This is a genomic window from Streptosporangium sp. NPDC050855 (assembly GCF_044456585.1).
Classification (GTDB): domain Bacteria; phylum Actinomycetota; class Actinomycetes; order Streptosporangiales; family Streptosporangiaceae; genus Streptosporangium; species Streptosporangium longisporum.
In genome coordinates, this window is sequence record NZ_JBITFY010000007.1 from 98014 (window position 1) to 124430 (window position 26417).

At 72.8% G+C, this 26417-nt stretch carries 25 protein-coding genes and 1 pseudogene; 10 read left to right on the forward strand and 16 right to left on the reverse strand.

Annotation, left to right across the window (positions count from 1 at the left end; translation table 11 throughout):
• The first annotated feature begins 157 nt into the window (after positions 1-157).
• Both ACIBCT_RS16130 and ACIBCT_RS16135 read left to right on the forward strand, forming a co-directional pair.
• On the forward strand, positions 158-709 hold the full coding sequence (locus tag ACIBCT_RS16130) for a DUF2243 domain-containing protein (RefSeq protein ID WP_399189076.1): 552 nt from the start codon (positions 158-160) through the stop codon (positions 707-709).
• Positions 706-1617, forward strand: a complete 912-nt coding sequence (locus tag ACIBCT_RS16135) for a cytochrome c oxidase assembly protein (protein ID WP_399189078.1) — start codon at positions 706-708, stop codon at positions 1615-1617. The genes ACIBCT_RS16130 and ACIBCT_RS16135 overlap by 4 nt, the downstream gene beginning before the upstream one ends.
• Positions 1618-1829: 212 nt before the next feature.
• Here ACIBCT_RS16135 and ACIBCT_RS16140 read toward each other — a convergent pair.
• Both ACIBCT_RS16140 and ACIBCT_RS16145 read right to left on the reverse strand, forming a co-directional pair.
• Positions 1830-2114, reverse strand: a pseudogene (locus tag ACIBCT_RS16140) (hypothetical protein); the annotation flags it as partial.
• A complete protein-coding gene (locus ACIBCT_RS16145) occupies positions 2099-2542 on the reverse strand; it encodes a MerR family transcriptional regulator (RefSeq protein WP_399189080.1) in 444 nt (147 codons plus the stop codon). The pseudogene ACIBCT_RS16140 and the gene ACIBCT_RS16145, both read right to left, overlap by 16 nt.
• Before the next feature lie 61 nt (positions 2543-2603).
• Here ACIBCT_RS16145 and ACIBCT_RS16150 point away from each other — a divergent pair, with 61 nt between their 5' ends.
• Positions 2604-3482, forward strand: coding sequence for a polysaccharide deacetylase family protein (locus ACIBCT_RS16150; protein ID WP_399189082.1), 879 nt, complete (start codon positions 2604-2606; stop codon positions 3480-3482).
• Between the two features lie 270 nt (positions 3483-3752).
• On the opposite strand, the gene ACIBCT_RS16155 is transcribed toward ACIBCT_RS16150, so the two are convergent.
• Positions 3753-4589, reverse strand: coding sequence for a hypothetical protein (locus ACIBCT_RS16155; RefSeq protein WP_399189084.1), 837 nt, complete (start codon positions 4587-4589; stop codon positions 3753-3755).
• Between the two features lie 654 nt (positions 4590-5243).
• Between ACIBCT_RS16155 and ACIBCT_RS16160 the strand changes: the two genes are divergently transcribed.
• Positions 5244-5642 carry a hypothetical protein gene (locus ACIBCT_RS16160; RefSeq protein WP_399189086.1) on the forward strand — a complete coding sequence of 133 codons (399 nt, stop codon included), beginning with the start codon at positions 5244-5246 and terminating at the stop codon, positions 5640-5642.
• An 82-nt stretch (positions 5643-5724) separates the two neighbouring features.
• On the opposite strand, the gene ACIBCT_RS16165 is transcribed toward ACIBCT_RS16160, so the two are convergent.
• From ACIBCT_RS16165 to ACIBCT_RS16175, 3 genes are all read right to left on the reverse strand, one after another.
• A complete protein-coding gene (locus ACIBCT_RS16165) occupies positions 5725-9852 on the reverse strand; it encodes an NB-ARC domain-containing protein (RefSeq protein ID WP_399189088.1) in 4128 nt (1375 codons plus the stop codon).
• A 600-nt stretch (positions 9853-10452) separates the two neighbouring features.
• Positions 10453-10959 (reverse strand): lytic polysaccharide monooxygenase auxiliary activity family 9 protein, encoded by a 507-nt coding sequence (locus ACIBCT_RS16170; protein ID WP_344905664.1) that lies wholly within the window; start codon positions 10957-10959, stop codon positions 10453-10455.
• Positions 10960-11188: 229 nt separating this feature from the next.
• On the reverse strand, positions 11189-11722 hold the full coding sequence (locus ACIBCT_RS16175) for an NUDIX hydrolase (protein WP_399189090.1): 534 nt from the start codon (positions 11720-11722) through the stop codon (positions 11189-11191).
• A gap of 241 nt (positions 11723-11963) precedes the next feature.
• On the opposite strand from ACIBCT_RS16175, the gene ACIBCT_RS16180 reads away from it, so the two are divergent.
• On the forward strand, positions 11964-13400 hold the full coding sequence (locus ACIBCT_RS16180; protein ID WP_399189092.1) for a S1 family peptidase: 1437 nt from the start codon (positions 11964-11966) through the stop codon (positions 13398-13400).
• Positions 13401-13750: 350 nt separating this feature from the next.
• Positions 13751-15091, forward strand: coding sequence for a glycoside hydrolase family 16 protein (locus ACIBCT_RS16185; protein WP_399189094.1), 1341 nt, complete (start codon positions 13751-13753; stop codon positions 15089-15091).
• A gap of 108 nt (positions 15092-15199) precedes the next feature.
• On the opposite strand, the gene ACIBCT_RS16190 is transcribed toward ACIBCT_RS16185, so the two are convergent.
• Both ACIBCT_RS16190 and ACIBCT_RS16195 read right to left on the reverse strand, forming a co-directional pair.
• Positions 15200-15655 (reverse strand): cold shock domain-containing protein, encoded by a 456-nt coding sequence (locus tag ACIBCT_RS16190; protein WP_399189095.1) that lies wholly within the window; start codon positions 15653-15655, stop codon positions 15200-15202.
• A gap of 160 nt (positions 15656-15815) precedes the next feature.
• Positions 15816-17039 (reverse strand): MFS transporter, encoded by a 1224-nt coding sequence (locus tag ACIBCT_RS16195; RefSeq protein WP_399189096.1) that lies wholly within the window; start codon positions 17037-17039, stop codon positions 15816-15818.
• A gap of 86 nt (positions 17040-17125) precedes the next feature.
• On the opposite strand from ACIBCT_RS16195, the gene ACIBCT_RS16200 reads away from it, so the two are divergent.
• Positions 17126-17902, forward strand: coding sequence for a DJ-1/PfpI family protein (locus ACIBCT_RS16200; RefSeq protein ID WP_399189097.1), 777 nt, complete (start codon positions 17126-17128; stop codon positions 17900-17902).
• Here ACIBCT_RS16200 and ACIBCT_RS16205 read toward each other — a convergent pair.
• Together ACIBCT_RS16205 and ACIBCT_RS16210 are read right to left on the reverse strand one after the other, a co-directional pair.
• The gene (locus ACIBCT_RS16205; RefSeq protein WP_399189098.1) at positions 17886-18416 is read right to left on the reverse strand and encodes a YbaK/prolyl-tRNA synthetase associated domain-containing protein; all 531 of its coding nucleotides are present in this window, start codon (positions 18414-18416) and stop codon (positions 17886-17888) included. The genes ACIBCT_RS16200 and ACIBCT_RS16205 overlap by 17 nt on opposite strands.
• Complete coding sequence (locus tag ACIBCT_RS16210) at positions 18406-18708, reverse strand: ArsR/SmtB family transcription factor (RefSeq protein ID WP_399189099.1); 303 nt, start codon at positions 18706-18708, stop codon at positions 18406-18408. The genes ACIBCT_RS16205 and ACIBCT_RS16210 overlap by 11 nt, the downstream gene beginning before the upstream one ends.
• 206 nt (positions 18709-18914) lie before the next feature.
• Between ACIBCT_RS16210 and ACIBCT_RS16215 the strand changes: the two genes are divergently transcribed.
• Positions 18915-19877 carry a threo-3-hydroxy-L-aspartate ammonia-lyase gene (locus ACIBCT_RS16215; RefSeq protein ID WP_399189100.1) on the forward strand — a complete coding sequence of 321 codons (963 nt, stop codon included), beginning with the start codon at positions 18915-18917 and terminating at the stop codon, positions 19875-19877.
• Positions 19878-20328: 451 nt separating this feature from the next.
• Here ACIBCT_RS16215 and ACIBCT_RS16220 read toward each other — a convergent pair whose 3' ends face one another.
• The 5 genes from ACIBCT_RS16220 to ACIBCT_RS16240 form a co-directional block, all read right to left on the reverse strand.
• Complete coding sequence (locus ACIBCT_RS16220) at positions 20329-20631, reverse strand: hypothetical protein (RefSeq protein ID WP_399189101.1); 303 nt, start codon at positions 20629-20631, stop codon at positions 20329-20331.
• A 192-nt stretch (positions 20632-20823) separates the two neighbouring features.
• The gene (locus ACIBCT_RS16225) at positions 20824-21714 is read right to left on the reverse strand and encodes an ATP-grasp domain-containing protein (protein ID WP_399189102.1); all 891 of its coding nucleotides are present in this window, start codon (positions 21712-21714) and stop codon (positions 20824-20826) included.
• Between the two features lie 32 nt (positions 21715-21746).
• Complete coding sequence (locus tag ACIBCT_RS16230; protein WP_399189104.1) at positions 21747-22802, reverse strand: MerR family transcriptional regulator; 1056 nt, start codon at positions 22800-22802, stop codon at positions 21747-21749.
• 151 nt (positions 22803-22953) lie between these two features.
• Positions 22954-23286 (reverse strand): DUF3140 domain-containing protein, encoded by a 333-nt coding sequence (locus tag ACIBCT_RS16235; protein WP_399189106.1) that lies wholly within the window; start codon positions 23284-23286, stop codon positions 22954-22956.
• Positions 23276-23512, reverse strand: a complete 237-nt coding sequence (locus ACIBCT_RS16240) for a DUF2945 domain-containing protein (RefSeq protein WP_399189108.1) — start codon at positions 23510-23512, stop codon at positions 23276-23278. Before ACIBCT_RS16240 ends, ACIBCT_RS16235 begins: the two co-directional genes overlap by 11 nt.
• A 248-nt stretch (positions 23513-23760) precedes the next feature.
• Between ACIBCT_RS16240 and ACIBCT_RS16245 the strand changes: the two genes are divergently transcribed.
• Positions 23761-24480 carry a formylglycine-generating enzyme family protein gene (locus tag ACIBCT_RS16245; protein ID WP_399189110.1) on the forward strand — a complete coding sequence of 240 codons (720 nt, stop codon included), beginning with the start codon at positions 23761-23763 and terminating at the stop codon, positions 24478-24480.
• 90 nt (positions 24481-24570) lie between these two features.
• On the opposite strand, the gene ACIBCT_RS16250 is transcribed toward ACIBCT_RS16245, so the two are convergent.
• Positions 24571-24963, reverse strand: a complete 393-nt coding sequence (locus ACIBCT_RS16250) for a MerR family transcriptional regulator (protein ID WP_399189112.1) — start codon at positions 24961-24963, stop codon at positions 24571-24573.
• A 57-nt stretch (positions 24964-25020) separates the two neighbouring features.
• On the opposite strand from ACIBCT_RS16250, the gene ACIBCT_RS16255 reads away from it, so the two are divergent.
• On the forward strand, positions 25021-26403 hold the full coding sequence (locus tag ACIBCT_RS16255; RefSeq protein ID WP_399189114.1) for an MFS transporter: 1383 nt from the start codon (positions 25021-25023) through the stop codon (positions 26401-26403).
• Positions 26404-26417: the final 14 nt, after the last annotated feature.

Sequence of the window (26417 nt, forward strand, 5' to 3'; positions counted from 1 at the left end):
GTGCCGCCTCTCCCCCGGCCCACCCCGGCCCACCCCGGCCTCCGCTACGGCCGGGTCACGAGGGTGCGCGGGCCGGTCCGGGGCGTGAGTGATCGCCCGCACGAGGGGTAAGGCCATGCCAGGATCACAGGGACGTCCGGGGAAGAGGTATCCGATCATGAGCCAGGCGCGGCCGTCGGCCGGACCGGAGACGTCGAGGGAGCGTGGCCGGTCGCTGGTGTCGGCGGCGCTGATCGGGGTGGCGCTGATGGCCGCGGTCGACGAGATCGTCTTCCACCAGCTGCTGGGGTGGCATCACTTCTTCGACCGCTCCACCCCGGCGATCGGGTTGCTGTCGGACGGGCTGCTGCACACCGCCGAGCTGCTGGCGCTGGTGGCGGGGTTCGTGATGTGGGCGGACCTGCGCCGCCGACGGGCGCTGTCGGCGGCGCACGCACGGGCCGGACTGCTGATCGGGGCGGGCGGCTTCCAGCTGTTCGACGGCCTGATCGACCACAAGGTGCTGCGGGTGCACCAGATCCGCTACGACGTACCGGACCTGCTGCCCTACGACCTCGTCTGGAACGGTGCCGCGCTGGTGCTGCTGGGTGCCGGGCTGGCCCTGGCCGTCCGGGCCCGTCGCGCCGACCGGCACCCGCGACCGGCCACGGACCCCGGCGCGGGTTCGGGCACCGGTTCGGGTGCGGGGCCGGAGGCGAGGGGCCGGTGACGGCGGTGCAGACGGCCCTGGCGGCGCTGTCCGCGCTGCCCGTGCTGCCCGTGCTGCCCGCGCCGTCGCTGCCGGAGCCGGGGCACCACCACGCCGGGGGGCCGGGGGTGGCGTGGCTGCCGCTCTTGCCGGTGGCCTCGGCGGCCGCGACGGCCGCGGTCTACGCGCTGGCCGCGTATCGGCTGCGCCGCCGCGGGCATCCGTGGCCGTGGACGTGGCAGGCGTGTTTCGTCGCGGGCACCGCGCTGCTGGCGGCCGCCTTCGTCGTGCCGATGCCGGCGGGCCCGTTCACCGCGCACATGGGCCGGCATCTGCTGGCCGGGATGTTCGCCCCCGTGCTGCTGGTCCTCGGCCGCCCGCTGAGGCTGGCGCTGCGCGGGCTGCGCCCGGGCCGGGCTCGGCGCGCTGTACTGGCCGTGGCGCACTCCCGCCCGATCGGCCTGCTGGTCTCCCCCGCGACGGCGGTGGTGCTGGACATGGGCGGGTTGTGGCTGCTGTACCGCACGCCGCTGCTGGCGGCCACCGGCCACCACGAGTGGCTGCACGCCGCCGTGCACGTGCACGTGGTGGCGGCCGGGACGCTGTTCGCCTTCGCCGTCTGCCGGCTGGACCCGGTGCGCCGGGGCTGGAGCATGCCCTGGCGCGCGGGCGCGCTGCTGGCCGGGGGCGCCGCGCACGCCGTGCTGGCCAAGACCCTGTACGCCCTACCGCCGCCCGGCACCACCTTCGCCGCCGCCGACCTGCAGGCCGGGGCCCAGCTGATGTACTACGGCGGCGACGCGGTCGAACTCCTCCTGGCCGCGGTCATCGCCGCCCAGTGGTACGCCGCCACCGGCCGCGCCCAGCGCCACGCCGACCGCCGTGCCCTCCGCCGCACGACGGCCGCGGGTCCCGCACCGGTGACCTGACGTCCGCCGCGGGCAGGGCCCGTCACCGGCCGCCTTCGTGAGGGGACGCCGACGCGCCCGATGCCGCTCGTACGGGGATCAGTCACCGTCCGCGACGGCCGGGGGTCGCGGCGCCCACGCCCTCGCGTGCGCCGTGAGACGGACGATCGCCGGCAGCGGGAAGAGCATGAGGTAGAGGTTCCGTATCCACCAGGCGAGGGGAGCAACCTGACGGCCCACCAGCCGTCGACCGCCGGCCGCACGGCCGTCGCGGCGGCCGGGTCGACGCCGTCCTCGGCGAGCCGGACCTGCCAGGCCGCGAACCGCTCGCGGAGCGGCTCCAGGCCGGCCGGATGGACCAGCACACCTGCCAGAAGTGCCGCGGTGACGCGGTCGGCGGGAGCGGCCGTGGTGTGGCGTTCGGGGATGGTGGCCCGGACGTAGGCGCGCAGGAAGTCACCCGGCGCGTCGCCCGCCCGGGCCAGCGCGTCGAAGGCCTTCGTCAGCCGCTCGACCATGGCGGCGACCAGCGCCTGCTCGGTGGGGAAATGGTAGAAGAGGCTCCGTCGGCTCCCGCCGCCCGCCGGTCGCGTTCCGACGCCGCGTTGATCACGTCGTCGAGCACGTCGCGGGAACCGGCCAGTTGCGTCATCATCCGGTCGATGCGGTCCCGTTCGGCGGTGAGCTCGGCGACCAGCCTGGGGGTGGCGCGCTCGGACGGGCCGCCGTCCGCGTCCCGCATGCACGGCAGCAGTCGCGCGATCCTCCTGCTGTGCAGGCCCGCGGCGAACAGTTCCTGGATGCGGATGACCCGGTCGACCGCCTGCTCGGGATAGTCGCGGTGACCGCCGGGCGTGCGGCCGGCCACCAGCAGCCCCTGCTGCTCGTAGTAGCGCAGCGACCGTTCGCTCACCCCGGTACGCCTCGCGAGCTCACCGATCCGCATCCCGCCCCCCGCACGCCCCGGACTTGAAACTGACACCGATGTTAACTTCTACCGTGTCGGCATGACGAAGTCCGCGGAGAACGAGCTCTTCACCTACAGTCCCATCACCGAACGCCCACCGATCGGCTGGCCCGGAGGCGCCAGGGTCGCCGTCTACATCGGGCTCAACATCGAGCACTTCCTCATCGACCGCCCCTCCACCAGCATCTGGCCTGGCACGGCGGACCTGGTCCCCGACGCGCTCAACCACGGCTGGCGCGACTACGGGCCCCGGGTCGGCATCTGGCGCACGATCGAGAGCCTGGACCGGCACGGCGTCCGGGCGAGCGCGCTGCTGAACTCCGCGGCCGCCGGGCACTACCCCCAGATCATCGAGGCGGGCCTGGAACGGGACTGGGCCTGGCTCGCGCACGGGCGGACCAACTCGATCCTCCAGGCCGGCATGACCCGCGACGAGGAGCGCCGCTTCCTCGCCGACGTCGTCGACACCATCACCGACGCCACCGGACGGCGGCCTCGCGGCTGGATGGGGCCGGGGCTGACCGAGACGTTCAACACCCCGGAGCTGCTCGCCGAGCTCGGGCTGAGCTACGTGCTGGACTGGACCAACGACGACCAGCCCTACGCGCTGAACGTGCCCGGGATGCTCAGCGTGCCCTACTCGGTCGAACTCAACGACCTCCTGCTGTTCGGCAGGGGCACCACCGGGCCGGAGTTCGTACAGATCGTCAAGGACCAGTACGAGCGGTTGCACGCGGACTCCGAGCACGGCGGCCGGGTGATGGCGCTGGCCCTGCACCCGTTCGTGATCGGTCAGGCGTTCCGGGCCAGGTACCTGGACGAGGCGCTGGAGTACCTCGCGACGCGGCCCGGCGTCTGGCTGACCACCAGCGACGAGATCGCCGAGCACCACCTGCGCACGTCCGGCGAGCGCAGGTAGGGCAGCACGAGCATCGCGCCGATCGAGAGCAGGGCGACAACGACATACCGCATGGACGACTCCTCGGACGGGACCGGAGTGGGACACCCCCGGGACCGACGCACCGGGGGCGGATGCCGACGACCATAGGCGGTTCCCCGCCCGTCCCTGAGGGTTCGGCACCAAGCTGCCGGACGGCGTGCCGACCGGTCCCTCGCCGGTTCCCCACGGGCCCCGCCGGTCCACGCCGGTCCACGCCGGTCCACGCCGGTCCGAGCCGGTCCGCGCCGATCACTCGGCTCCGGCGGACGACCCACCCGGCCGGTGCGACGGGACCTCGACACGGACGACCGGCCGGCCGATCCGGTCGCGCGTGACGAGGTCGGTCCGGTCACGGGTCGTGCGGTCGGACCGGTCGCGGGCGACGGCTCCCGTCCCGTCGCACCCGGACAGGTCGGCCAGGTCGGACAGGTCGGCCCGGCCGCAGACGGTGGCCCCCGTCCCGTCCTGCGCGGCCTGGTCGGCCCGGTCGCGGACGGCGGCGCCCGGGGTCACCGCGGTCTTCGCGGCCCGGACGCGGCGGGTGCGCTGCTCGCGCCGGAACCTCTCGGCCAGTGCCTCGTTGACGACGGCGGAGACCGAGGGGGCACGGCCCGTCTCGACGAGCTCCTCGGCGTAGGCGCCCAGCCACGCCTCCACGTCGACCGTGATCCGCGCCTTTCCCCGGTCGCCCGCCCGCGCGGGCCCGTCCTCCGGCCGCGCCCCGTCCGCTCCCGGCGCCCCGTTCGATCCCGGCGCCCCGCTAGATCCCGATGCCTCGTTCGATCCCGGCGTTCCTCCCGACCGCGCGGATCGCGTCGATCGCACCGGCAGGGCGCGGACGATCCGGCCCGGCAGGGCGACCGCCTCCACGGTGGCGGGAAGGCCGCGCGCGGGGTCGGTGTCGCGCATCGCCCTGCCCCACCACACGCTCAGGACGCCGTCCAGCTCCGGCCCTCGCCGGGCGTCGAGCAGCTCGGCGAAGAACTGCGCCCGACGGCCGGCGCGCAGCGCGGCGGAGATCGCGCCGATCGTCCGCGGCACCCTGGGCTCCCTGGCCTCGTACCTACCGAGGGGCGGGGTCGTCACCGGCTCGCCTCCGGAGGGGACCGCGGGCCCGGCCCCGGTCGTCGGCGGTCACCGGCTCGAGCACCGGCGGGGTCGGCCGTACGGCGATCGGGGCGCACGGTCGCGCCCCCGGGTTCCTCGTCCCGTACGGGCGACGCCCCGGCGGGGCGGGCTCACGGGGGGCCGGTGGCCGTTCCACGGGGTCCGTCCGGCGGACGCGGGCGGTCACGTGTTCCGGGACGCGGCGAGATCGTAAGTGAGGCGAGCGGGTCACGTGGACACGATGAACCGGCCGGACCCGGCCACGAGACCGAACGGATCAAGATCTACGAACGCGATACCCGGAGGTCACCCGTCACGGGCACGACGGTCGCCGGGACACCCCCGCCCGTTCCGCCCGGCCGGACGTCCGCATGGAATACGGCCGATTCCCTACGGATAATAAATCATATTTACGACTTATGCTCAATGGCACCTTATATAGAGAATGACGATGAGGGCGATGAAAAACCCGAGAAAGCGCAGAGGATGGACAAAGAAGCCCTCCTTCAGTCTTGCACCAAAGCCGGGGAGATAAGCACTTAAATCACTTGTTCAATATGACTCGCCTTATATCGTGACTCTCAGTTACGGTCGCGAGCGATCCGTGCTCGCGACCCGACCGAAGGAGGAAACATGTACGGCAAGCGACAGTCGCTGCTGCTCGGCCCGGCACTTCTCGCGGCCCTCGCCCTCACCCCGGCCCCGGTCTCGCAGGCCTCGGCCGCGCCGGCTCCCGCGCAGGCGGCGAGCACCCCGCGGAGCGCGACGGCGCACGACCCCATGGACTACTGGCAGGGCTACCGGGACGGTTACCGTGCCGCGGCGCAGGACTGCTCGAGGAGGAACTCGAGAAGATCCTTCGGAGCGCCGAGCGACTACGACAGGGGCTGGCTGAACGGGTACGACTCCGGCTACGCCCGCTTCTGCCACAGCCGGGACCGGTACCCGGACCGCTACCCGAACCGGTACCCGAGTCGCCACCCGGGCGGATACCCGAGCGGGTACTCCGGCGGTCAATCGACCGGCTACTGACGCCGGTCGAGGCCTCCCGTCCGCGACCGCCGGTCACGACGGCGGTCGCACCGGAAGGCCTCGCGCGTGCCGGATCGGCGGTTCAGTCCGGCGGCGGGTAGAGGTCGAACCCGTACAGGCCCTGGTCACCACCGGCGGTCACGCCGGAACCGTCGGGGAACCAGGCGAGGCAGTTCAGGCCCGCGTCCACCCGGGCCGCCGCGGGGCAGGGGTCGCCGTAGCGGTCCCACATCCGGATGACACCGTCGTCGGAGCAGGTGGCGAGCAGGTTGCTGTCCGGGGAGACGGCCACGGCGCGGATCCTTCCCGTGCCGGACGCCAGCGTCGCGCGTTCCCTGCCCCCGGCCGACCAGACGCGCGCGGTGCCGTCGTCGAAGCAGGCCGCCAGCCAGGTCCCGTCGGGGGCGATCGTCACCTCGCGCGCCGGGCCGGGGCATCCCCTGAGCGGGGCCCGCGCCGCGCCGTCGGCCCCCCACAGGCCCGCGGTGCCGTTGGCCGAGAGGATGGCGAACCATCTGCCGTTCGGCGCCATGGTGATCTCGTCCATGGTCTCCACCCGGCTCTTCAGGGTCGCGTACCTGCGACCGTCCGGTGTCCAGAGCTGGATCCGGCCGTAGACGGACAGGGTGGCCAGCCAGGCGCCGTCCGGGGAGATCAAGGCGTGCGCGGTGGCCCTGACGCCGGCGACCAGCACGGCCCGCTGCCCGCCGTCGGCCCACCACACGCGCGCGGTGCCGTCCTCGGAGCAGGTGACCAGCCAGGTGCCGTCGGGGGCGATCACCACCTGGCGCACCGGTCCGGTGTGGCCGTTCAGCACCGCTCTCCTGCTGCCGCCGGCGCCCCACAGCCGTACGGTCCGGTCGGACGACCAGGTGGCCAGCCAGGTGCTGTCGGGGGCGACGGCCACCCCGCGCAGGCGGCCCGCGTGGCCGGTCGGGACGGCCCGTCGCCGCCCACCGGCCCCGTGTATCCGGACGATCCGGTCACCGGACCAGACGGCCAGCCATGTCGTGTCCGGTGCGACCGCGGCGTACCGGCCGTCCTCGACGGGGACGGTGAGGGCCGCCCGCTCCATCCTGTCCTCGTTCCAGAGTTTCACCGACCCGTCACCGGAGTGCGTGGCGATCCAGTTCCCCTGGGGGGAGATCGTCACCCGTCGGATCAGCCCGGCCCTTCCCCTGCGGTCCTGCGATCCCGGGTTCTGCCGTCCCGGCACCCTCGATCCCCGTTCCTGTGACCCGGGCCCCTCCGACCGCCAGATCCGGATCGTCCCGTCGTCGGAGCAGATGGCCAGCCGCCCGCCGTCGGGCGTGATCACCACCTGACGCACCGTCCCGGCATGCCCCGCCAGAGCGGCCCGCTCGGCGCCGTCGGACTCCCACAGCCGTACGCCCCGCTCCCCCGACACCGTCACCAGCCACCCACCGTCGGGGGCGATCACCACCTGACGCACCGTCCCGTCATGCCCGGCCAGGACCGCCCGCGGCCTGCCGTCGGACTCCCACAGCCGTACGCTCCGCTCCCCCGACACCGTCACCAGCCACCCACCGTCGGGGGCGATCACCACCTGACGCACCGTCCCGTCATGTCCGGCCAGGACCGCCCGCGGCCTGCCGTCGGACTCCCACAGCCGTACGGTCCCGGTGGCGGACCAGGTGGCCAGCCAGGAGCCGTCGGGGGATATCCGCATCCCGGGCACCGTTCCGGCGTGGCCCGTCAGGACGGCCCGCTCGGCGCCGTCGGCCCCCCACAGCCGTACGGTCCCGTCCCTGGAGAGGGTCGCCAGCCAGGAGCCGTCCGGGGAGACCGCCATCCCGGTGACCCTGCGCACCGGCCTGACCCGGCCGGTCACCGTCTCCTCGTCCCCGCTCCCGGCTTTCCCGGTGTTCCCGGTGTCCCGGGCGCTCCCGCCCTTCCCGCCGCGCATCAGCAGGGCCTGGCGCAGGGGGCGCGGCCTGGCGCGCACCCTGACCGGGCTGCGCAGGACCGCGCGCCTCGCGCCCGCGGGAGTCCACAGGCCGACCTCCCCCGACGCGGACAGGGCCGCCAGCCAGGAACCGTCGGGTGAGGCCACCATCCCGGTGAACCGCCCGAACCCGTTCCTCAGCGTGGCGCGCCCGGTCCCGTCCGGGTTCCACAGACGGATCCGCCCGCTCGCCGAGAGCGTCGCCAGCCAGGTCCCGTCCGGGGAGGCCGCCGTCCCGGCGATCCTGCGGACACCGGTCTGCAGTACGGCCCTCTCCGTGCCCCCGATCTCCCAGATCTGCACCCTCCCGCGGCCGGAGCGGGTCACCAGCCAGGAGCCGTCCGCGGCCGTGACGACCTCGTGGACCGGACCGCGGTGGGTCGCCAGCCGGGTACGGGTGGTGCCGTCGGCCTTCCAGATCTGCACGCCGCCGTCGCGGCCGTGGACCACGAACCGTGACCCGTCCGGGGTGATCGACACGTCGTCCGGCCGTCCCGGCGCGGAGGTGAGCGTCTGCAGCAGCCAGGTGGCGCCGTCGTCCGGGAACGGCCAGCGGGGTCTGAGGAAACGGACGTCGTTCTGCCGGCTGTAACGCTCGATCGAGGCCCGCATGGGCGGGAACGCGTACAGGCGGGTCAGGAGGTTCGCCGTGGAGACGGCCTCGGACTCGAAGGGGACGAGCAGGTGCGCGCTCCGCGCGATGAGCCCGCGGACCCCGGCGACGGAACGGGAGGCCGACAGCGCCAGGTCCGACTCGGCCGCGGCGATCCCCGAGCCGCGGATCCGGGCGATGAGCCAGCGCACGTCGTGCAGGAGCGCCTCCAGTTCCTGGGTCCTTCTCCCCTCGCCGAGATGGGGCAGCAGGTTGTCCCAGAGGTAGGCGGCGTCCGGGGGCAGCCTCCACCACTCGGCCTCCGCCTCCGGGTCGTCACCGGGGATCAGGGCCCTGACCTCGTCGAGGAAGGCCCGGTGGACGGCCGCCAGGCGGTCCCTTCCCAGCCCGTCCTGTGACCGGACGCAGGAGCGGACGACGTCGTGCAGCGTGACCGACGCCACCGACGCCACCGCCGTCACCGGCGACGGCACCGGTGACGGCGAGGACGGCGGTGGCGCCGATGACTCCGGCGGCACGGCCGGGTCCGCGGGGCGCCCGCCGATGAGCGACAGCTCCCGCAGCCTCGCGCAGAGGGCCTGGGACCGCTCGGCGGTGAGCCCGCCGGTGCGGCGCCACAGAAGCCCGACGAGGTCGGCCGGTACGTCGGCGTCCTCGGGGAAGATGCCGAGCTCCAGGAAGCGGGCACGGTCGGCCGCGCCGAGGGCGTCGAGCCCGTACTCCACGGCCGCGCGCACCGCGGCCTCCCGCTGACGGGGGACGGTGACGTCCAGGTCCGCGGGCCCGATCCGGCCGAGCCGCTCGACCGCACGCCTGGCGGCGACCTCGATGTTCGTCCCGGCCCGGTGCTCGTCGCGCAGGCGCGCGTTGACCAGTGCCATCAGCAGCGGCCAGCGCCCGGTCAGTGCCATCAGGGCGTTGACCACGCCGGGACTCATCGGCGGCAGCCCCCGGCTCAGCAGCCGTACGGCCACCCGCGGCGCCATCTCGTCGACGATCATCGCGATCCCGTCGGGCGGCAGGGCCCGGGGCAGGCGGGTGGTCACCAGCAGCCGCGACCTGGAGGCCACCGCCAGGAAGGGCCTGAGCTGCTGGGGGCTCCACACGTCGTCGACCACCAGCAGCGCGCGGCCGCGCTCCGCCAGGGCCTCGGCCATCCGGTGACCGGCCTGCTCGGGGCCGCGGGGCTCCGGCCGGACGCCGGTCGCGGCCTCGGTGACGTCGTCGGCGAGCCGCGCGACGTCCGCGCCGGTCCGCTCGCGGCCCACGGTCACCCAGAAGACGCCGCCGGTGAACCGTCCCGTCGTCTCGTCGTCGTGACAGACCTCCACCGCCAGGGACGTCTTGCCGAACCCGCCCGTACCGGCCAGCCCCGTGGTCAGGCCGACGGTTCCCGAGGTCCGCATGGTCAGGGTGGAGACCAGGTCGCCCAGCTCGGTCCTGCGGACCCATCCCGGCTGCCTGTCCGGCACCCGGAAGAGCCTGCCGCGGGCCCGGGCACCCCTCAGCCTCGGGGTCACCCAGGTCAGCAGGGCGACGGAGGAGGCGGTCAGCCCGGAGAGGGCGACCCAGGCGATCCTGTGCTCACCGACCACGTCGGGCAGATGTTCGGTGACCATTCCGATCGGCATTCCGACCAGGATTACGGAGAAAATCAGAAGTGCCGTGACCATATCGGCTGGTTTCTTTATGCGACGAGCCACGGATCACCTCGACACTGCCGACTCCTGCCCCGACGGGTATCGGGAACCCCGGTCGCACGATATCTGTTCCCCTCCTTCTTTGAGCTGAATCGCCGAGGTCCTTACCATTGTCGTCCGCACATAATGCGACGTCCCCTGCTTTGAACGGCTATGTCCGATGTCATCTGCCGGCCATTCCGATTCCCATTCCGGGGGTGTCGCGTACCGGGCCGGGACACGACGGGCCCCGCGCGGATCCCGGGCGCGGAAGGTCACTGCAGGAGGCCACGGTGGGAGGCCACGGTGGGAGGCCACGGTGGGAGGTCACGGTGGGAGGTCACTGCGGGAGGCGACTGCGGGAGGCGACGCACGAGGGCCCCGCCACGAGGACGTCGTGGCGGGGCCCGTTCGGGTCGCGTACCGGCCGATGGTCCGGCCCCGGCCCGGCACCGTTGCCGATGCCGGGCCGGAGCCGTCGTCGACACCGTCGTCAGCGTCGCCGTCAGCACCGGCGTCAGCGCCGTCGTCGACGATGTTGCCGGCGCCTCGTCAGCGCTGCAGGTCCACGCAGGAGTAGAAGGCGTTGGCGGTGTCGGCGATGTTCCAGACCGCGAGCACCTTCAGGCGGCCGGTCCTGCCGCCCAGGTTCACGTTGTGCGACACCGTCGCGCCCGGCTGCCTGCCTCCGTCGTTGAAGACCGCGATCCGGGTGTTGCCGACGTAGTACTCCCACGTGCTGGTGGCGTGGCGGGCGGTGAGCACCCAGTTGAAGGTGACCGAGTTGCCCACGCTCGTGGCCGGCCAGCCCTTGCTCTCGTCGCTGAGCTGGGAGAACCGGCCGACGCCGCCGTGGCAGCTCCGCAGGCCCTTGGGTCCCTCCACGCTCTGCGGCTCGTAGATGATGTCCCCGCAGTTGGCCACGCGGCCCTGCGCGCACATGGCCTGACGGCTCGGCGGGGACGAGATGTAACCGTGCGCGTTCGCCGGTGAGGCGATGACCACGGTGGAGGCGATGGCGATGATCGCTGTCGCGAGGAAGGTGAGCGTTCTCCGCATGTCCTGCTCCTTCGCTGGGGGGTGCCTCCAATATAAAAGAAAGTTTCCTAACGGTAAACGATTCGGTCAGGAAAGGTCGAGGGATCTGTCAGGAGGTGGGCGGGGTGGACACGGGGCCGACGGGCCGCCGGGAACGGGCCGCCCGGCTCCGGTCACGCCGGTCCGGCCCTTCCACGGGCCGCCCGGGGCCACCCGTCCCGTACGCTCAGGCTCCGTCGCGGCCCGTGGCTCAGGGGCGCCGCGGTTCGGTGAGGACGTAGAGCAGCGCGGCCACGCAGGTCCCGCTCACCAGGTCGCCCTTGCCGATCAGCTCGCGGATGTCGGCCAGGGGGACCCACTCGACGCGCTCGGCCTCCCATGGGTCGGTGGGCGCTCCGATGTGGACGGCGTGGTCGGCGCGGAAGATGTGGTGGACCGAGTCCGAGATGCCGTTGCTCGGCTGGATGCTCAGCAGGGGGCGCAGCGGGCCGGGCCGCCAGCCCGTCTCCTCCTCGACCTCCCGCGCGGCGGCCGCCATCGGCTCCTCACCGTCGTCGACCTTGCCGATGGGGATCTCCCAGCCCCACGAGTCGGTGATGAAGCGATGCCTCCAGATCATCAGCACCCGATGCCGGTCGTCGGTGACGACGGCGCCGGCTCCCGCCGCGATGCGGATCAAGCGGTGGTCCAGGTGGCTGCCGTCGGGGAGCTCCACATCCGCCATCCGGAGGTCGAGCCACTGGTCGGTGTAGAGGGATTCTTCGGAGTTGACCTGCCAGCGCATGCGGCGTACTCCCAGCGTGGTTGCCTGATCTCGGCACCACGCTACAGCCGGGCGGTTCGCGGGCAGCGGGAACGGGACCGTCACCTCTCCGGGACGGCACCGTCCGCGTGGCGCCTCATCGTTGCGGCCGTGACCGGGGACGGCTGAATTAAGGTGGTGTCGTCCGTCCGTTCGAACGAGCGACCGGCGATACGGACCGATCTCCCCCCTCCCGCTTGAGAGCCGAGGTCGAGGAGAGCACATGTCCCGCAGCCGTACCGTCACCACGGGATACGTACTGGCGATCGTCACGCTGACCGCGACGGCCGTACCGGCCGCCGCCCCGCCCCGGGCGACGGATGCCCCGCCCCCTCCGTCCTCCCCGAGCGCGTCACCCTCGGTCCCGCCCGGGAAGTCGCCGCCGACCATGTTCGAGGCGCTCCAGCGCGACCTGCGGCTGAGCGCGGAACAGGTGCGGATCCGGCTGTCCAACGAGATCCGGCTGGCACCGGTGGAGGAGCGGCTGCGCAAGAGCCTCGGCGACCGTTTCGGTGGTTCCTGGTTCATCGGGGTCACCGCCCGGAAACTGGTGGTGGCCACCACCAGCGCCGCCGACATCCCCCTGATCATCGCCGCGGGCGCCCAGGCCGAGGTCGTCGCCGCACCGCTGAAGCGGTTGCAGGAGGTGAAGCGGAGACTCGACCACGCCCTGCCGGCCCGCTCGATCGGGGGCAGGGTGCGCTATGTCGACGTACGGAGCAACAAGGTGGTCGTCCTGTCCAGGCGTGCCGCCATGACCGAGAACGTCATCAAGGGCATCGGGATGGACGCGGCCGAGGTGGACGTGGTGTCCTCGACGGAGAGCCCCCGGCCCCTGTACGACCTGCGGGGAGGTGACGCCTACCACCTCGTGCCCAGGGGGCGTTGCTCGGTCGGTTTCTCCGTGGCCAAGGGCACCGAGAAGGGGTTCGTCACCTCCGGCCACTGCGGCAGGAAGGGCGACCGCACCACCGGCTTCAACCGGACCTCCCAGGGCGTCTTCAAGGAGTCGACCTTCCCGGTCGGCGACTACGCCTGGGTGGCGGTGAACGACGACTGGACCCCCAAGGGGGTGGTGGGAGACGGCACCGCCGGATCCGGCGGTCTCCCGCCCGCCACACCCGTCGTGGGCACTCACCCCACCGCGCCCGCGACGCCCCCCACGACCACCGTACCCACCGTGCCCACCGCGTCCTCCCCGCTTCCCACGCCCACTGCGCTTCCCACACCCACCGGGCTTCCCACGCCCACCGGACCCCCCGGGCCCACCGCCGAGGCCGACGGCGCGATCCGTGCCGTGACCGACGCGACGACCGGCGCCATCACCGCACTGAACGGCACCCGCGCCGTGATCGAGGGAGCCTCGGTCTGCCGGTCCGGTTCCACCACCGGATGGCACTGCGGCACCATCCAGCAGCGTGACGCCAGCGCCGTGTATCCCGGCGGCAAGATCTTCGGGCTGGTCCGCACCAACGTCTGCGCGGAGCGCGGCGACTCCGGCGGACCGTTCGTCTCGATCGACCAGGCCCAGGGCGTCACCTCCGGCGGTGCGGGTGACTGCGACGGCGGAGGTGTCACCTACTTCCAGCCGGTGGAGAAGATCCTCACGTCCTACGGCCTGTCCCTGCTGACCGCCTCCGCCACGAGGACGGGCCGGTAGACGGCCCGCCGAAGCGTCCCGGCGCCGGGAGGTCCCCTCCCCGCGCCGGACGGACCCCGGACGGACCCCGGACGAACGCCGGGCGAGGCACCGGACGAGGCACCGGGTGGGCGCTCCACGACGACACCGGCCTGGCGTCACGACGCCCCGGTGACATCCCGTCGATCTCTGAGAGCGCTCTCTGACTTTTTCACCTTACGGTGTTGACCCGGACTTTACCTTCGCGTAACAGTGATTATCAATCGGTCTGCACGCTGCAGCGAACGTTCGGCCGTCCCCCTCATTGGCCTTGTGAGAGGTTCCAGATGAGTCACCCCCCAGCAAGAAAGCGCTCTCTCAGGTGGATCTCGGTGATCCTCGCCGCCCTGGTGCCGACGGTGCTCGCCATCGCCGCCCACGCCTCCGTCCCGCCTCCGCCCTCGGGGTGGTCGCTGGTCTGGAGCGACGACTTCAACGGCGGCGCCGGGTCGCCGCCCTCCTCCGCGAACTGGATCGTCGACCTCGGTCACGCCTACCCGGGCGGTCCCGCCAACTGGGGCACCGGTGAGATCCAGCGCTACACCGACAGCCCCGCCAACCTGAGCCTCGACGGCGGCGGGAACCTGCGGATCACGCCGTTGAAGAACGGCAACGAGTGGACGTCGGCCCGCATCGAGACCCGCCGTTCGGACTTCAAGCCCGCCGACGGGCGCATCCTGCGCATCGAGGGCCGCATCCAGATGCCCAACGTCACCGGTGACGCCGCGCTGGGCTACTGGCCCGCCTTCTGGGCGCTGGGCGCGCCGTACCGGGGCAGCTACTGGAACTGGCCGGGCATCGGCGAGTTCGACATCATGGAGAACGTCAACGGCATCAACTCCGTCTGGGGCGTGCTGCACTGCGGCGTGAACCCCGGCGGGCCCTGCAACGAGACCACCGGCCTGGGCGCGAGCAGGCCGTGCCCCGGCTCCACCTGCCAGTCGGCGTTCCACACCTACCGCTTCGAGTGGGACCGCAGCATCAGCCCGAACCAGTTGCGCTGGTACGTCGACGGCCAGCAGTTCCACAGCGTCAGCCAGGCGCAGTTCGACGCCACCACCTGGAACAACATGACCGGCCACCAGGGGTACTTCCTGCTGCTCAACGTGGCCATGGGCGGGGCCTTCCCCAACGCCCTGGCCGGGCAGACGCCGACCGCCGCCACGGTCCCCGGCCGCCCGATGCTCGTCGACTACGTGGCCGTCTGGCAGAGCGGCTCCGGCCCCGGCCCGAGCCCGACGCCCACTCCCCCTCCGGGCGGGGTGGACGCCCGCTCGACCATCCAGGCCGAGCGCCACCAGGCGCAGTCGGGCACGTCGGTGGAGACCACGACCGACACCGGCGGCGGGCAGAACGTCGCGCAGATCGGCAACGGTGACTGGCTGCGCTTCGACGGCGTGAACTTCGGCTCCGCGGCCGCCACGCAGTTCAAGGCCCGGGTCGCGTCCGGTGCGGCGGCCGGGGTCAGCGGGCTGGTGCAGGTGCGCCTGGGCAGCCCGACGGCCCCGCCGATCGGTGACTTCGCGCTCGGCAACACGGGAGGCTGGCAGAGCTGGCGTACGATCCCGGCCAACATCTCAGGGGTGACCGGGACCCACACGGTCTACATCACCTTCAGCAGCGGGCAACCGGCCGACTTCGTGAACCTCAACTGGTTCTCCTTCGGCAACTGAGCCCCCGGACCCCGCGGCCCGCGTCCCCGGCTCCCGGCCGGGGACGCGGGCCGCACCGTCCCGGGGGGCGGGACACGCCGCCCGGGACGTGCCGGTCGCGCGGGGGTGTCAGTCGTCGACCCAGCCGTGGGACCGGGCGAACGCGAGGAAACGCTGCCTGACCTGGCCGATCTGCGCGCCCGTCAGCGTGGGCGCGTGCTCGATGAGCAGCTCGGTGACCGCGCCGCTGAACGACTTCGCCGACAGCACGTCGCACACGCCCTCGTCGTCGCCGGCCTGCCCGGAGGCGCCCGTGGCGGGCGACGCCTGCGCCGTCGCCCCCGGAATCGGCGCCACCGTGACCGGCCGCCGGACCGGGGGCGGGTCCAGCAGGCTGACGGTCGACACCTTCAGCCCGCGCTCGCCCTCCATGACCTCGTACTCGACCCGGAGACCGGGCTGGACCACATGCCTGTTCTCACCGAAGTCGTTGGCGTGGAAGAACACGTCCTCGCCACCACCCAGCGCGGCGATGAACCCGTATCCGCGCACCTCGTCGAACCGGAGAATCGTACCGACTGCCACCACGACACCGCCTGCACAGAATCACGACGCTCTACCCGGCCTCGCCGGAACCGCCCGGACGAGGGCCCGGCACGCCTGTCGCGCCGGACCGTCCGATGGTAGCCCGCGGACCCGCCCGGCGCGCCGGTCACGCGAGGATCACGCGGGGCTCACGCCGGGCTCAGACGCGGCGCAGCCGCCGGATCGGTGGCGTCAGCAGCAGGGCCGCGCAGACCGCGAAACTGACGCCGGTGGAGACGAGCAGCAGGTCCAGGGGGGCGACGAGTTCGGAGACCGGCCCCACCAGCGCCTGCCCAACGGCGACCCCGGCCACCGACCCGGCCACCTCGTAGGCGGTGACCCGGTTGAGGACGTCGGGGGTGACCTGCGTCTGGACGCTCGTCGACCACATCACCGACCAGAACGCCCAGGACATCCCGCCCACCAGGTGGCCCGCCATGAGCAGCGGCAACGGCAGCTCCAGCGTCACCGACAGCGGGATGAACGCGAACCCGACCATGGCCGCCCCGCCCGCGGCGAGCGGCCGCGAGGGCCGGAAGCGGATCGCGATCAGCCCGCCGACGACCGTGCCCGCGCCGAGGCCGGCCATCACCCAGCCGTAGGCGGCCTCGCCGAGGCGGTCGCCGATCAGGCGCGAGCTCAGCGGGATGTAGGGACCGAAGACCAGGACGCCGAAGAACACCCAGATGAGGATCACCGACCACATCCAGCTCCGGGAGCGGAACTCCGTCCAGCCCCGGCGCAGGTCGCGCAGGACCGTCGAGCGCTCCGCGGCCCCGGCGGCCGGCGCGAGCCGGATGAAGACCAGGCACAGGCCGCTGAGCAGGAAGGTCCCCGCGTCCACGGCGTACACGGCGCCCGCGCCGGTCAGCGCCATCAGCAGGCCGGCGAGGACGGGCCCGCCGAGCTGGGTGGCCGCGTCGGCGATCTTCAGGGTGCCGTTGGCGCGCTGCGGGTCCCTGGCGACGAGGGGGACCATGCCGTTGACGCCGGGCTGGAACATCGCGGCGGCCACCCCGGACAGGAACGAGGCGGACATCAGCAGCCACAGCGGCGGGACGCCGGTGAAGAAGGCGACGGCCACCGCGGTCTGGGTGAAGATCCGGACGACGTCCGCGCCGACCATCATGGTCCGGGCGCCCACCCGGTCGGCGAACACCCCGCCGAACAACACGAAGATCACGAACGGGGCGGTCCAGACGGCCAGCACGTAGCCGACGCCGGCCACCCCGTAGATCGCGCCGACGGCCAGCGCCGTCGCGACGGGCATCATCGCGTCACCGAGCAGCGACACCACGCGGGCACCGAAATACAGCGTGAAGTCCCTGGTCCAGAGCCTGTCCGGCACGGCGAGGGACGGTTCGCGACCGACGAGCGCGGTCATGTCCTGAGCTCCATGAGCTCCCATCCTGGACATCCAGGAAGCCCACCACAGGCGTCCACAATGACATCATTAGGTACATTCGTGCCATGAGACACCGCGTGGTCACCCTGGTCGGCCCGGTCCAGGAGATGTACCCGGTGACCAGTGCCTCCGCCGTCTTCGGCTACCACGGCCCGGACATCCCCGAGCACTACACGTTCTCGCTCTGCGCCGAGCGTCCGGGGCCCGTACGGACGACCATGGGCGTCGACGTGATCGTCGAGCGCGGGCTGGAGGCCCTGGCCGAGGCCGACACCCTGCTCGTCTCCGGCTGGTGCGCGGGCCCGGAGGTCTCCCCCGAGCTGGGCGCGGCCGTCCTCGCGGCCCACGCCCGCGGCATGCGGATCATGGCCATCTGCTCGGGCATCCACGTTCCGGCGAGCCTCGGCCTCCTGGACGGCCGCGCCGCCGCCACCCACTGGGAGCCGGCCGACGAGCTCGCCGCCCGCTACCCCCGGATCCGTCCGGACGCGTCCGTGCTGTACGTGGACCACGGTGACGTGGCGACGGCCGGCGCCTCGGCCACGACCGTCGACCTCTGCCTGAACCAGGTGCGGCGCGACCACGGCGCGGCCCTGGCGATGCGGATCGGCCGTCAGCTGTCGGCCGCGCCGCACCGGGAGGGCGGCCAGCGCCAGTACCCCGGGCTGCCGACCACCGGCCCGGTCCCCGACTCGCTCGCCCCGCTGCTCGTTCCGCTGACACGACCGGGTCCGGCCGGGAGCGTCCCGCGGCCGGTTCGGCCGGTTCGGCCGACTCGGGCGGTTCGGTCGACTCGGGCGGTTCGGCCGACTCGGCCGGGGACGGTCAGGGTGCGGCGGTGACGGGCGCCATCCGGGGGGCGGCCAGGCGCACGTAGTCGTCGGTGGCCAGCGCGATCGAGCGGTCCAGCCGGGCGGCGTTGAAGAACAGCTCCGGCGACGCGAGCAGCGCCGGGTCGGCGACGAGCTCCAGCCGGGGGTCATAGGAGAACGGCAGCACGGTGCCGCTCACGCTGCCTGCCAGCTCCTCGGCCCTGTCCCTGGCCGCGAAGGCGACGTAGGTCCCGCCCAGCAGGACCTTGATCGCCTGCAGGTCCAGGCGGGCGTCGCCGGGCACCACGGCCAGCACGTGCCGGGTCTGCTTCTTGCCGACCTTGACCATGACGATCAGGCATTTCGCGGCCTGCGCGACGTCGTGCCCGCGCAGGGCGCTGACCAGGTCGGTGCGTCCTTCGGGCGGGTGGTCGATCAGCCGGTAGCGCGCGCCACCGGCCTCCAGGTCCGCGATCAGGCGTTCGTAGGGGTCGAGGCCCGCCGCCACGGCCGGCGCGGCACCGCCCCGCACATCACCAGTCACCGCTCAACAACTCCTTGGCCTCCGCGATGCGGTCCTCGTCACGCCGGTAGAACACCCACTGCTTGATCTTCGTGCCGCGGATCAGCCCCGCCCGGCCCAGCACCTTCAGGTGCTCGCCACAGGTCGGCTGGCTCACTCCCAGCTTCTCGGCGATGAACAGCGAGCAGACCCCGTCACGGACCAGGTCGCCGTCGCGTTGCGGCGGGAAGTGCCGCTCGGGGTCGCGCAGCCACTCCAGGATCAGCAGCCGCTTGTCGCTGGCCAGCGCCTTGACCAGATCCACGTCGATCACTACGGCATTATGGCAATTAGCTAATCGCCTGTCGAATCGACCGGTCCCCGCTTCCGGAGGCCGTACCGCGTCCCGGCCGCCGGTGCGGAGGGGATCCGCGCCCTGTGCTGCGGAGGGGCGCCGGGCGGCGGTACGGAGGGCAGGGGCGCCGCATCGATCCCGGGAACATACGATTTCCTCCGAGGAGAACCAGGAAAGGCGGATCGATGCTCCGGTCAACGACGTACCAGGACGTGCGGGGTGCCGCCGCCCGCATCGCGCCGTACGCCCATCGCACCCCGGTGCTGCGCTCGCGGCGGATCAACGAGGAGCTCGGCGCCGACGTCGTGTTCAAGTGCGAGAACTTCCAGCGCATGGGCGCCTTCAAGTTCCGCGGGGCGTTCAACGCCCTGTCCCGGTTCACCCCGGACCAGCGCCGCGCGGGCGTGGTGACCTACTCCTCGGGCAACCACGCCCAGGCGATCGCCCTGTCGGCCCGGCTGCTGGACATCCCGGCCACGATCATCATGCCGCACGACGCGCCGGCCTCGAAGGTGCAGGCCACCAAGGGCTACGGCGGGCAGGTCGTCGTCTACGACCGCTACACCGAGGACCGCGAGGAGATCGGCCGCGCGCTGGCCGCCGAGCGCGGCCTCACCCTGATCCCGCCGTACGACCACCCGGACGTGATCGCCGGCCAGGGCACCGCCGCCGCGGAGCTCTTCGAGGAGGTCGGTGACCTCGACGCGCTCTTCGTCCCGCTGGGCGGGGGCGGGCTGCTGGCGGGCACCGCGCTGTCGACGCGCGCGCTCTCACCAGGCTGCGCGCTGTACGGCGTCGAGCCCGAGGCGGGCGACGACGGCCGGCGGTCGCTGATCCAGGGCTCCATCGTCCACATCGACACCCCGAGGACCATCGCGGACGGCGCGCAGACCCAGCACATCGGCGCCCACCCGTTCGAGATCATCCGTCGTGAGGTCAACGACATCCTCACCGTCACCGACGCCGAGCTCGTCGGGAGCATGCGGGTCTTCGGGACCGTCATGAAGATCATCGTCGAGCCCACCGGGTGCCTGGGGTTCGCGGCCGTCAGGAGAAGCGCGGAGGGGCTGCGCGGGCGGCGGGTGGGAGTGATCGTCAGTGGCGGCAACGTCGACCTCGACCGCTACGCGGCACTGCTGACCTCCTGAGACCGGGCCTCGCCCTCGAGGCTTCCGGCCGGATCACGGTCGTCTTCCGGTCGTCCGCCGGTCCGGCGTCGTGCCGGTCAGGTCGCGCCGGTCAGGTCGTGCCGGTCAGGCGTGGTGCCGGTCCGCCGTCGTGCCGGTCCGGCGTCGTGCGGGTCAGGTGCCTCGTGGGCCGCGCGGGCCCGTCGCCTCGTGGGCCCGTCGCCGTGCCCGGCGGTGCGCCGGGGCACGTGAGCGGCGCGACACGGGGCGGTGACCCCCGTCCGCGCCGCCGCACGGCCGTCACGGCCTTCGGGTGATCTCGCGGGATCGTCGCGCGGCCCGTGCGGGACTCACGCGACGTCCTCGCGAGGAACTTCTCCCCCGAGGCCCCTTTCCGGGCTCCCCGAACCGCCGAGGCGCGTTCACGGTGCCGGACGTGCCCGGTGGTCTTCGAGCCGGTACGGCGGCCGCCTCAGCGGCGGTCGTCGTGCCGCGCCCAGCTCCCGGCCTTCGCCAGCCCCCGGGCCACCATGTAGCCGATGGTCAGGAAGGTGATGTACCGGATGGCCTGCTCGGCCCCGAAGGGGTCGCCGCCGCCACCGCGGACGTCGTCGCCGACGACCAGGGCCGTGATGACGACCGCGACCACCGCGGCGATATAGACCATGAACTCGGTCGTCTTGAACGCCGGTCGCGTCTCCGTCGTGTGGTCCTCGTGACGTGCCACGTTCGGACGGCCGGTCGACTGGCTCGGGACTGTCTGAGGGTTGCTCATGTGTCTCGTCTCCCCTGCTCTCTGGAAGGTGCTGGGGTCTGAATTAATGCATTATGTGCATTACCCCGGAGGTCCCTACCGAAACCACGGCACCCTTCCTGAGCTGGGACGATGCCTCGGAAAGCCGTCCGGGGAACCCTTCTGGAGATCGTCGTCCCCCGCTCCCGCGGGCGTTCCCGGCGAGGGCGCCGCTCATCCGCCGGTCGTGTCGCCGACTCCCCGGAGCGCCTCGATCAGCACGGCCGGGTCCGTGCTCGACGGCCGGTCGCTCACCTGGCCGTCGCCCACCTCCAGGACCCTCCAGACACCGTCGGACCGCCGCAGCAGATCGGTCGTGACGAAGCGGGACCTCAGCCTCCGGACCGCCGCCCGCACCTCCTCCAGGTCCTCGGGCGCGGCCGTCCCGCCGTCCGGCTCGTCCGGGTGCGGGCCGACGAGCACCGGCTCGCCGTCGAGCCACCAGACGCGCACCTGGCCGTCCTCGAACTCCTCGAACCTGCGGATCACCAGCCCTCCGGTCAGGTCCTCTCCCTGCAGCTCGACGAACCTGGCCGCCACCCGCTCCAGCGCGGCCGGATCGGGGGCGTAGCAGGCCTGCGACCACTCGTGCTTGCGCGACTTGACGTAGTCCTTCACCACGAACGCGCCGCCCCCGAGCCGGGCCGCCGACCTGGCCAGCAGGTCCGTCGGCAGGTCCGTCGGCACAGCGCCCTCCCCGGGCGTCAGCGGCAGGACGACCGTCTCCGGGGTCAGCTCCCGGAAGGCGTCGATCCAGCCCGGCAGCTCGTGGCCCGACCGGTAGGCCTCGCCATCGGTGAGCAGCCGGCATCCCCGGGCGAGCAGTGCCCGCTCCAGCTCGGCGTACCGCTCGGAACGCAGCATCCAGCCTCGGTACCAGGCCGGCCCGAACCCGGGCGGCACCCGCGCCACGGCCTCGCCGGCCCGGCCCGCCACGAGCGCGTCATGGTCGATGAGCGCCGACCGGCCCTCCGACGCGCGGACGGCCCGCGCCTCCGGCTCGAAATGCGGATCGGCCCGCCGGGGCCGGAGCGGATCGGCGCAGAACAGCAATCCCACGGTCATGACCGGCAGGGTAGAGGGTCGGCGTCCCGGGCTCACCCGGTTATCCGGGCGCGGGAGCCCGCGGGCGTATCCGGCGTACCCGGCTCACCGTCTCGCCGGGCCGAGGCACGAAGAGCCGCCGCGATCCACGTGAAGAACGCGGGCCCCTCCTCGCCCGTGTCGGGCGGCGTCCCGTTGATCACGGCCACCAGGGACAGGTACCTGCCATGAGTGGCGTAGTAGCGGGCCTCCTCCGGGGAGTCCTCGCGCTGGATCCTCTCGGCGAGCAGGAAGGCCTCGGCCAGCCGGTCCCGCGATCCGGCCGTGACCTGCCCGCCGAAGACCTCGGCGGTCGCGTTCGCCATGCGGGCGACCAGCTCCCGCGCCGCGGGAGAGTCCGCCGGCAGCCCGGAACGATACCCCTCCAAGAGCTCCTCCCCCACCTTCGCCCCCTCCGTGTGGATGAAGTCCCACACCGGCGCGGCGGCCAGGCGCCGTCCCGGGAACGTGCCGTAGGCGTCCCGGAGCCAGGAACGGACCGCGCCACGGAACTCCTCGCCCCGTACCAGGTCGGCCAGCTCGATCCAGGCTTCGAGCTGGGCGGCGGTGGGGTCCTCCGGCAGACGCGGCCGCGTCGTCCGCAACCGCTCGACGAAACCCGGGGGAACGTCGAGGGCTTCGCCGACCTCGTTCCAGAAGTCGTCGACGAGCCGCTCACGCTCCTCGTCGGGCATCGAGACGAGTTTGTGCATCAGGGCCACCTGCGCTGCCGTGCCCCCCTGCTTGACGAGGGTCCTCAGCACGGCCCGTCTGGCCCGCAGGTCGCGCTCCTGACGCTCGACGAGCTCCAGGTGCGTCGCGAGGAGATCCTGCAGTGACGTCTCACCGTCGAGCAGCCGGCGGATGTCGTCCAGGCCGGCGTCCAGGTCGCGAAGGGTACGGATGAGTTCCAGCCGGGCGATCGCCCGGATGTCGTAGAGGCGGTGGCCCGCCTCGGTCACGCGGGTGGGTGTGATGATCCCGGCATCGGAGTAGTACCGGACGGCGCTGACGCTCAGACCGGTCCGGCGCGCCACGTTCCCGATCGGGTACGGCTCGTTTTCGTCCATGCCGTCACTATGGGGTCTCAAGCGGCTTGAGACTCAAGTCCCGCTCACCGGCGTGAAGGCTCCGGGCGTGGATCGGGGACGTCCGGGCACGCGTCAGGGGCACCCGTCCCGAGCGGTGGTCAGGACCCGCCGAGATCCCCGGAGCCCGGCCTCACTTGAGCGGGTCGTGCCCCCAGTTCATCAGGGAGCGCCGCCAGGGGGTCTCGGCGACGTCTCCCCCGGGACGCTGCGCCAGGTGGCGGTGGACGTACCCGACGACCTTCCGCATGTGGGCGTAGTCGTCGTCGTCCAGGTCGCTCCGGCGCTTGCGCAGGATCTCGATGATCCGGCGGCCGGAACGGTGGCCCGTCGACTCGCCGCCACCGGAGCTGTCACCGACCGCCTTGGACTCGTCGGTGCCGAGCCAGCCCTCCAGCTCGGCGGCCGTCATGTTGACCGCCCGGTCGAAATCCGCGGCGATCCGGTCCCTGCCCTCAGTCTTCATGATCCTTCTTCCGCAGCGCCGACGGCTTGTGCACGGCGGTCCTGCCGCTCTTGTCGCTGCGGACGAGGTACTGGGGATCGTCGGCGGAGGCGTCGACGGTGCGCCCGGCCTTCTCGGTCCGCCGCGTGATCTTCTCTTCCACCCGGCCCGAGGTGGTGACCCCATGGCTCTGCCAGGTGACGGCGTCGCCCACCTGCGGTTCTTCGGGCTCGCGTTCGTCGCTCATGAACGCCGCGTACCCGGCCGTGACCAGCGCCCACCTCCACGAACCCCCAAAAAGGACAAAAACCACGCCTGAGGGTCACGGCGCCGACGGGGGCCACCCGTGCCGCAAACCGGCGGTGCGGGGCCGCCGGGGCCGCGGGGGCCGCGGGATACGAGGGTCATCGGTGCGCGGCGGCCTGCGGGGGCCCGGTACGCGCTCACCCTCGCGAGCGGGGCCGCGGCCACCGGACGTATAGGGTGAGGCCCGCGATGAGTCCCGAACCGACGCTGCACCGGACGATCACCGAGCACACCGAGCACACCGAGCACATGGCCGAGATCCCCGCCGGGAACGTCTTCCTGCGCGACGAGGGCACCAGGACGACCTGGAAGGTCGAGCTCGGCGCCTTCCGGCTGGCGTCCCGTCCCGTGACCCGTGAGCTGTACCGCGCCGTCGCGGGCGAGGCCCCGGCGAGCCTGGCGGGTCCGGCGGGCCCGCGGACGCCGGTGACCGAGGTGTCCTGGAAGGACGCGATCCTGTTCTGCAACCTGCTCTCGCGGGCCACCGGTCTCGACCCCTGCTACACGACGGGTGACGACCCCGACGGGCGGGACGTGGTCCGCGACGAGGCGGCCGGGGGGTACCGTCTCCCGACCGAGGCGGAGTGGGAGTACGCCTGCCGGGCCGGGAGCTCCGGCGTCCGCTACGGGGAGCTGGACGAGATCGCCTGGTACCGGGGCAATTCCGGCGAGCGGCTGCACGACGTCGCGACCAGGGCGCCCAACGCGTGGGGCCTGTACGACATGATCGGCAACGTGTGGGAGTGGTGCTGGGACCTCTACGATCCCGGCGTCTACGGCCCCTACCGGGTCTTCCGCGGCGGGAGCGCGTACGACCCGCCCCGGGGATGCCGGGCCTCCTGCCGCCGCAAGAGTCACCCGACCCTCCGCATCGACGACCTCGGGTTCCGCCTCGCCCGATCGTCGTGAGCGTCCGGGCCCGTCCCGGTCACCGGGACGCGGCGTGCCGCTTCCGGTTCGGCGGGACATGGCGTGCCGCTTCCGGAAGGCGTCCGGGCCTCAGTCGGCGACGCGGAGGTCGAGGACCGCCTGCCTGGTGGAGGGCGGCGCCGTGTCGATCACGCCTTCCAGGGTCTGCAGCGCGGTGCTCAGCCTGGTGATGGCGGAGGTGATCCGGTCGCGTTCCCGGTAGAGGTCGAGCAGCAGTTCGGGGCAGTCGGCGATCAGCCGCCCGCCCGCCGTGCCCATGCACGGCAGCAGGTCGGCGATGGTCGCGGTGGACAACCCCGCGGCGAGCAGGTTGCGGATGTTGGCGACCGTGGCGACGTCGGTCTCGTCGTACTGGCGGTACCCGCTGGACAGGCGACGCGGGCGCAGCAGCCCCTGGTCCTCGTAGTAGCGCAGCAGCCGCTGGCTGACGCCCGTCCTGCGTTCCAGCTCCCCGATGCGCACGCCGCCTCCCGGTCCGCCCTTGACCCTGACATACATGTGAGACTTTAGCGTTCGATCATGTCCGAGAGAACGGTTGATCTGTCCGCAGGACCCCGCGAATGGCTCGGCCTCGCGGTGCTCGTCCTGCCCACGCTGCTGCTGTCCATGGACGTCACGGTGCTCTACCTGGCGATCCCCAGCCTCACCGCGGATCTGCGGCCGAGCCCCGGCGAACTGCTGTGGATCGCCGACGCGTACGGGTTCCTGATCGCGGGGTTCCTGGTGACGATGGGCACGCTGGGCGACCGTGTCGGCCGGCGCCGGCTGCTGCTGATCGGTGCCGCGGCCTTCCTGGTCGCCTCGGTGGTGGCCGCCTACGCGCCGACCGCGCAGTCGCTCATCCTGGCGCGCGGGCTGCTCGGCATCGCCGGGGCGACCCTGATGCCCTCCACCCTCGCGTTGATCGGCGGCATGTTCCGCGACGCGCGGCAGCGCGGAGTCGCCATCGGCGTCTGGGGCGCCGGCCTGTCCGGGGGCGTGGCGCTCGGGCCGGTGGCCGGCGGGATCCTGCTGGAGCGCTACTGGTGGGGGTCGGCGTTCCTGCTCGCCGTACCGGTGATGGCCCTGCTGCTGGTCGCGGGGCCGGTGCTGCTGCCCGAGCACCGCGACGCCGGGGCCGGGCGGCCGGACCTGGTGAGCGTGCTGCTGTCGCTGGCGGGGATCCTGCCGGTGGTGTACGGGATCAAGCGCCTCGCCGAGGGCGGCCACCCCACGCTCGCGCTGCTCGCCGTCGGCGCGGGCCTGGTGGCGGTCACCGTGTTCCTGCGGCGGCAGCGCACGCTCGCCTCCCCGCTCGTCGACGTACGGCTGTTCGCCGACCGCCCGTTCCGGGTGGCGCTGACGGTGCTGCTGGTCAGCCTGGCGTGCGTCGCCGGCATGTACCTGTTCGTCACGCTCTACCTGCAGCGGGTCGTCGGCCTGTCGCCGCTCGGCGCCGGGTTGTGGCTGCTCCCTTCGGCACTGGCGATGATCCTCACCTCCGTGGTGGCGCCGATGCTGGTACGCCGGATCCCGCTCCCCCGTCTCCTCGCGCTCTCGCTGACGGTGTCGGCCTCGGGGTTCCTGCTCCTCACCCGGCTGGACGGCGGACCCGGGGTCGGGACGCTGGTCGCCGGCATGGTGCTCGTCTACCTCGGGTCGGGACCGATCATGGCGCTGGGCACCGAAACGGTCCTGAACGCCGCACCGGCCGAACGGGCCGGATCGGCCTCCGCCCTGTCGGAGACGAGTGTGGAGCTCGGGCTCGCGCTCGGCGTCGCCGTGCTGGGCAGCATCGGCACGTTCCTGCAGCGCGAGCACTCCTTCACCACCGGGGTGACCGTCGTCGCCTGGATCGGAGCCGCGCTCCTGACGGCGCTGGCCGCCCTGACGGTGATCGCCCTGAGCCGCCGGACCCGGTGACCGCTCCGGTGGCC

Excerpts from the sequence above, each read along its gene's own strand:
- ACIBCT_RS16145 (WP_399189080.1), bottom strand. The coding sequence starts at position 2,542 with ATGCGGATCGGTGAGCTCGCGAGGCGTACCGGGGTGAGCGAACGGTCG.
- ACIBCT_RS16160 (WP_399189086.1), top strand. The coding sequence starts at position 5,244 with ATGTACGGCAAGCGACAGTCGCTGCTGCTCGGCCCGGCACTTCTCGCG.
- ACIBCT_RS16240 (WP_399189108.1), bottom strand. The coding sequence starts at position 23,512 with ATGAGCGACGAACGCGAGCCCGAAGAACCGCAGGTGGGCGACGCCGTC.
- ACIBCT_RS16230 (WP_399189104.1), bottom strand. The coding sequence starts at position 22,802 with ATGGACGAAAACGAGCCGTACCCGATCGGGAACGTGGCGCGCCGGACC.
- ACIBCT_RS16245 (WP_399189110.1), top strand. The coding sequence starts at position 23,761 with ATGAGTCCCGAACCGACGCTGCACCGGACGATCACCGAGCACACCGAG.
- ACIBCT_RS16255 (WP_399189114.1), top strand. The coding sequence starts at position 25,021 with ATGTCCGAGAGAACGGTTGATCTGTCCGCAGGACCCCGCGAATGGCTC.
- ACIBCT_RS16195 (WP_399189096.1), bottom strand. The coding sequence starts at position 17,039 with ATGACCGCGCTCGTCGGTCGCGAACCGTCCCTCGCCGTGCCGGACAGG.
- ACIBCT_RS16225 (WP_399189102.1), bottom strand. The coding sequence starts at position 21,714 with ATGACCGTGGGATTGCTGTTCTGCGCCGATCCGCTCCGGCCCCGGCGG.
- ACIBCT_RS16165 (WP_399189088.1), bottom strand. The coding sequence starts at position 9,852 with ATGCCGATCGGAATGGTCACCGAACATCTGCCCGACGTGGTCGGTGAG.
- ACIBCT_RS16170 (WP_344905664.1), bottom strand. The coding sequence starts at position 10,959 with ATGCGGAGAACGCTCACCTTCCTCGCGACAGCGATCATCGCCATCGCC.
- ACIBCT_RS16215 (WP_399189100.1), top strand. The coding sequence starts at position 18,915 with ATGCTCCGGTCAACGACGTACCAGGACGTGCGGGGTGCCGCCGCCCGC.
- ACIBCT_RS16235 (WP_399189106.1), bottom strand. The coding sequence starts at position 23,286 with ATGAAGACTGAGGGCAGGGACCGGATCGCCGCGGATTTCGACCGGGCG.
- ACIBCT_RS16200 (WP_399189097.1), top strand. The coding sequence starts at position 17,126 with ATGAGACACCGCGTGGTCACCCTGGTCGGCCCGGTCCAGGAGATGTAC.
- ACIBCT_RS16220 (WP_399189101.1), bottom strand. The coding sequence starts at position 20,631 with ATGAGCAACCCTCAGACAGTCCCGAGCCAGTCGACCGGCCGTCCGAAC.
- ACIBCT_RS16180 (WP_399189092.1), top strand. The coding sequence starts at position 11,964 with ATGTCCCGCAGCCGTACCGTCACCACGGGATACGTACTGGCGATCGTC.
- ACIBCT_RS16130 (WP_399189076.1), top strand. The coding sequence starts at position 158 with ATGAGCCAGGCGCGGCCGTCGGCCGGACCGGAGACGTCGAGGGAGCGT.
- ACIBCT_RS16175 (WP_399189090.1), bottom strand. The coding sequence starts at position 11,722 with ATGCGCTGGCAGGTCAACTCCGAAGAATCCCTCTACACCGACCAGTGG.
- ACIBCT_RS16150 (WP_399189082.1), top strand. The coding sequence starts at position 2,604 with ATGACGAAGTCCGCGGAGAACGAGCTCTTCACCTACAGTCCCATCACC.